Source organism: Meridianimarinicoccus zhengii (assembly GCF_003254465.1).
Classification (GTDB): domain Bacteria; phylum Pseudomonadota; class Alphaproteobacteria; order Rhodobacterales; family Rhodobacteraceae; genus Meridianimarinicoccus; species Meridianimarinicoccus zhengii.
On record NZ_QDFI01000139.1, the window covers coordinates 1 to 4,484 of the forward strand.

The following is a 4,484-nucleotide window of genomic DNA, read 5'->3' on the forward strand; positions in this document are numbered from 1 at the left end:
CGGCCACGGCGAAGCGCGCGCGGGCCTGCGCACGCGCGTCGCCCAGCCCCAGCGCCGCCCCGGTGACCGTGCCGTCGGGCCCCGGCAAAAGCACCAGCGCACCCGCTGCCGCCACGAAGCCGGTCGCGGCAATCCATGCCTGTGCCGGCCCGGGCAGACCCGCGGTCCAGTCCGCGACATCCTCCGGCGCGACGAGATGTAGACTGCGGGCCTGGGGCGTATCGGGCGCAAAGGTCAGGGACATGCGAATGGGGCCTTTCGGAATTGCGAAACAACCCTGTCACCCTAGGCGCTTGCCTGTGCGGCGAAAAGCCCCGGCACGGGTCAGACGCTGTGATACTGCGGGTCCCAGACCGCCGACAGCGACCGGTCGCCCACCCGCGAGAGCCGCGCCAGCGTGGCATCCAGCCCCGGCACATCACCCCGCGCGGCGCAGATGCGCACGCTCTCGGCGACCTGTTCCAGCTTCGCCAGCCCGATCCGCGCGCTCAGCCGTTCCATGCCCTGCGCCAGGTGTGCGATCGCGTCGAGATCGCGCGCGGCATAGGCGCGACCGATTCGCGCCAGCGCAAGCGCCAGATCCTCCATCGCGTCACAGATCATCCTGTCCGCGTCCCTGTCGCCCAGATCGGCATAGAGCCGCGCCAGCCGTTCCGGGTCGATGGCGACAGCTTCCTCGAATTCCAGACCCCGTGTCATGTCTACCCCTTACGCAGAAACCCACACACCCGTGACCGGCATCCCGGCCTTCGCGGACCATAAGAAGCGCAGGTTGAACAGAATCTTGCCCGTGCGGCGTTATCTGTCTCGAATTTCGCGCGGATTGGTCGTATCCGGACAGCCATGACGACCGATGCGCCCAACCCGCTGTCCACCCGGCCGCTGCCCGGATATCTCGTGCAACGTTACCGCGGCTGGAAAGCCGTGGATTACGCCGAGAACCAGGTCTGGTACCGGCGCCTCGCCCATGAAGGGCAGCGCCCGCGCTGCATGGTCATCTCGTGCTGCGACAGCCGCGTGCATGTCACGCAGCTCTTCGGCGCGGGGCCGGGCGAATTCTTCATGCATCGCAACATCGCCAACCTCGTGCCGCCCTACGCGCCGGACACGGACCATCACGGCACGTCGGCCGCGCTGGAATACGCGGTGTCGGTGCTGCACGTGTCGAACCTGATCGTGATGGGCCATTCCATGTGCGGCGGCGTCCAGGGCTGCCGGTCCATGTGCAGCGGTCACGCGCCGGAACTGGAGACGCCGGAAAGCTTCGTGGGCCGCTGGCTCGACATCCTGCGGCCCGGCTATGCGCGGGTGCAGGACATCGACGACGCGCAGGCCCAGCAGACCGCGTTGGAGAAACAGACCGTGGTCGTGTCGCTGGAAAACCTGATGACCTTCCCCTTCGTGCGCGAAGCCGTGAACCATGACATGCTCGGGCTGCACGGTATCTGGGTGGATATTGCGACCGGCGAGCTGCAGATGTTCGACGGCGACACGAAGGAGTTCGCGACCGTCTGAGGTCAGAAATCCCGGCGCACGCCCAGAACAAGCACGTTCGATCCGGTATCGACGGGGAACAGCCCGAACGCGTCTGACCGGTGGTGCAGCCGCAGATACGGCCGCGTCTGGGACGGCGCACCCCCGAATTCCAGTTCGATGAACCACATGGCAAGGGTGCGCTGCGACTCACCGCGCCGGGCGATTTCGCTCTCCGGCACGTCGGTGGCATGGGACAGACCGAGGCCATACGCGAGGCTGGGCAACCACACGGGATCAGGCCGCAGGCTGCGCAGGTAGACGGGCACCGCGATCTCCCAATGCTCCTGTTCGCCGAAATGCCGCAGAAGCGTTCCCTCGACCCCGTAGAAGCCGACGCCCGGCCAGGCCCATTCGCGCGAGACCGAAACGCCAACTGCCTGCGCGTCCCGCGACCTGACGGTATCGGTTTCGATGAGGATATCCTGCCAGGTGTTGTCGGTCATCTGTCCGGCGAACGCGGACGCGGAGTCGCGGGGCAGATCGGCGCGCGCGCCCCCGACCGACAGCGCAAGCGCCACAAGGCCCAGCATCGGGACAATCGATCCCGCCCCCTGAGGACGACCCGCCATCCGCCGTCAGCTCCGGTTCAAGGGCAGCCGGACCCCGAACAGCACCGCGTTCGATCCGGTCCGCGCGTCGAAGGTTTCCCAGGCGTGGGACCGGTGGTGCAGCCGGATATAGGGGCGCAGGCGGCTGTCGTCATTGCCGAATTCCAGCTCGAAGAACCAGTGCGCCAGCAATTCTGTGCTCTCGCCGGTGCGCGCGATCTCCGTCTTGGACGGTTCGGACCCAAGCGACAGGCCCAGCCCGTAGGCGGCCGACGGGATGAACGGATTGGCCGGACGGGGCGTGCGCAGGAAGATCGGCGTGGTCAGTTCCCAATGGGTCTGTTCGCCGAAATGTCGCAAAAGCTGCGCCTCTGCCCCAATGTACCCGAACCGTCCGAGCCGCCACTCCCGCGCATAGCCCGCACCGGCCTGTGTCGCGTTGCGCCAGCGCACCGACCCCCAGTCGTCGAACAACTCGCCCCATTCGTTGTCGGTCATCTGCCCGACAAAGAAGGTCAGGTTGTCGCGCGATTGGGCCACGGCGGGCGCCGCCCCAAGCAGGGCAAGGGCCGCGCACAGCGCGCGCGCGGCCCCGAAGGCATCAGCCCTTCTTGAGGATCCGGTTGCCCAGCGTTTCCGCGATCTGCACCGCATTCAATGCCGCCCCCTTGCGCAGGTTGTCACTGACGCACCACAGGTTGATCCCGTTGTCGATGGTGCTGTCCTGACGAATACGGCTAACGAACGTAGCGTAATCCCCGACGCAATCGATCGGCGTGATGTAGCCGCCGGATTCACGCTTGTCGACGACCATGATCCCGGGCGCCTCGCGCAGGATTTCGCGGGCCTCTTCCTCGTCGAGATGATCCTCGAACTCGATGTTGATCGCCTCGGCATGGCCGACGAAGACCGGCACGCGCACGCAGGTCGCGGTGACCTTGATGGACGGGTCCATGATCTTCTTGGTCTCCGCGACCATCTTCCATTCTTCCTTGGTCGATCCGTCTTCGAGGAAGACGTCGATCTGCGGGATCACGTTGAACGCGATCTGCTTCTGGAACTTCGCGGGCGGCACCTCGTCCACGGGATTGTAGATCGACTTGGTCTGGTCCCACAGCTCGTCCATGCCCTCCTTGCCCGCGCCAGACACCGATTGATAGGTGGACACGACGACCCGCTTGATCCGTGCGCGATCATGCAGCGGCTTGAGCGCCACGACCATCTGCGCCGTCGAACAGTTCGGGTTGGCAATGATGTTCTTGGCGGAATAGCCGGTGATGGCGTCGGCGTTCACCTCGGGCACGATCAGCGGCACCTTGGGATCGTAGCGGTAGAGCGACGAGTTGTCGATCACGACACACCCCGCGGCGGCGGCGCGCGGCGCGTACTGCTTGGTCGCCTCCGAGCCCACGGCGAACAGCGCCATGTCCCAGCCGGTGAAATCGAACGTGTCGAGATCCTGCGTGGTCAGGGTCCGGTCGCCGAAAGACACCTCGGTGCCGAGCGACCGGCGCGAGGCGAGTGCTGCGATCTTGTCCACCGGAAAGGTGCGTTCGGCCAGGATGTTGAGCATTTCACGGCCCACATTGCCCGTGGCGCCGACGACGACGACGTTATAGCCCATCTGCGGGACTCCCTTGACTGCGACCCGCGCCCTTTACAGGACCGCGCGACGGCGCGAAAGGGGGGCCGCACCGCCGGACCGCTCTGTGACCCAGATGCTAAGGCTCGGCCCAAGCGGCGGCAGCGGCCCGGGCGGCGGCGAATTTCGGGTCGAGCCGCGCGCGATCGATGGTTGGCCGCCCCGCCGCATCGGTGGTCACGGGCGGGTAATACACCTCGTCGAGATACCGCATGAACGCATCCCGCAGATCGGCATCGTAACCGGCCTCGCCCGGATGCGCGAAGAGCCGCGCAAGCTGATCCGGTCCGTCCGCGGCGCAGATCACGCCCGGAATGCGGAACAGGGCCTCTCCCAGCACGATCACGTTCTTGTCGTGGAAGAAGGCCTGAAGACCGACCGACGAATTCAGCGTGACGACCCCGCGCGAGGCCGCCACCTGCTCGAACGTGTCCGTGGTGTTGTCCACGACCACCCGGTCGCCATGCCGTGTCTGCATGCCTGCCAGCGCGGCCGCCAGAGAGCGTTTCGAGGACGGATGTTCCTTGAGCCGCAGGTGCCAGCCGTCGGGCAAATGCGCCACCGCGTCGGACAGCGCGCGCAGGAACCCCTCCATCCCGCCGCACCAGCCGGCGAACCGCGTGACCTGCGTGTCGTCCTGCACCTGGAGCGGGCAGAACAGGAAGGGACGGCCGGACAGCACGCCGTCGGCCTTGCCCTGTGCGACACCGGCGCGGCGCGAGGCGCGCGCGACCAGGCTGCCGCCGAGCGCCCGCCAG

The 4,484-nt window shown here is 66.8% G+C and carries 6 protein-coding genes and 1 pseudogene; 1 reads left to right on the forward strand and 6 read right to left on the reverse strand.

The features are described from left to right. Both DDE13_RS21860 and DDE13_RS21865 read right to left on the reverse strand, forming a co-directional pair. Window positions 1–244 (reverse strand): annotated as a pseudogene (locus DDE13_RS21860) (leucyl aminopeptidase family protein); the annotation flags it as partial. Window positions 245–324: 80 nt separating this feature from the next. After that, the gene (locus tag DDE13_RS21865; RefSeq protein ID WP_111406318.1) at window positions 325–699 is read right to left on the reverse strand and encodes a hypothetical protein; all 375 of its coding nucleotides are present in this window, start codon (window positions 697–699) and stop codon (window positions 325–327) included. A gap of 144 nt (window positions 700–843) precedes the next feature. On the opposite strand from DDE13_RS21865, the gene DDE13_RS21870 reads away from it, so the two are divergent. After that, window positions 844–1,515, forward strand: a complete 672-nt coding sequence (locus tag DDE13_RS21870; RefSeq protein ID WP_111406319.1) for a carbonic anhydrase — start codon at window positions 844–846, stop codon at window positions 1,513–1,515. Between the two features lie 2 nt (window positions 1,516–1,517). Here the strand turns inward: DDE13_RS21870 and DDE13_RS21875 are convergent, their stop codons facing one another. The 4 genes from DDE13_RS21875 to DDE13_RS21890 all read right to left on the reverse strand — a co-directional run. Beyond that, a complete protein-coding gene (locus tag DDE13_RS21875; RefSeq protein ID WP_162631177.1) occupies window positions 1,518–2,105 on the reverse strand; it encodes a hypothetical protein in 588 nt (195 codons plus the stop codon). Between the two features lie 6 nt (window positions 2,106–2,111). After that, window positions 2,112–2,624 carry a hypothetical protein gene (locus DDE13_RS21880; protein WP_111406321.1) on the reverse strand — a complete coding sequence of 171 codons (513 nt, stop codon included), beginning with the start codon at window positions 2,622–2,624 and terminating at the stop codon, window positions 2,112–2,114. 61 nt (window positions 2,625–2,685) lie between these two features. Beyond that, entirely contained in the window at window positions 2,686–3,708 is a 1,023-nt protein-coding gene (locus tag DDE13_RS21885) for an aspartate-semialdehyde dehydrogenase (protein WP_111406322.1), read from the reverse strand. Between the two features lie 97 nt (window positions 3,709–3,805). Next, window positions 3,806–4,484 (reverse strand): capsular polysaccharide export protein, LipB/KpsS family (locus DDE13_RS21890; protein WP_449288504.1); only part of this gene is annotated, 679 nt, incomplete at its 5' end.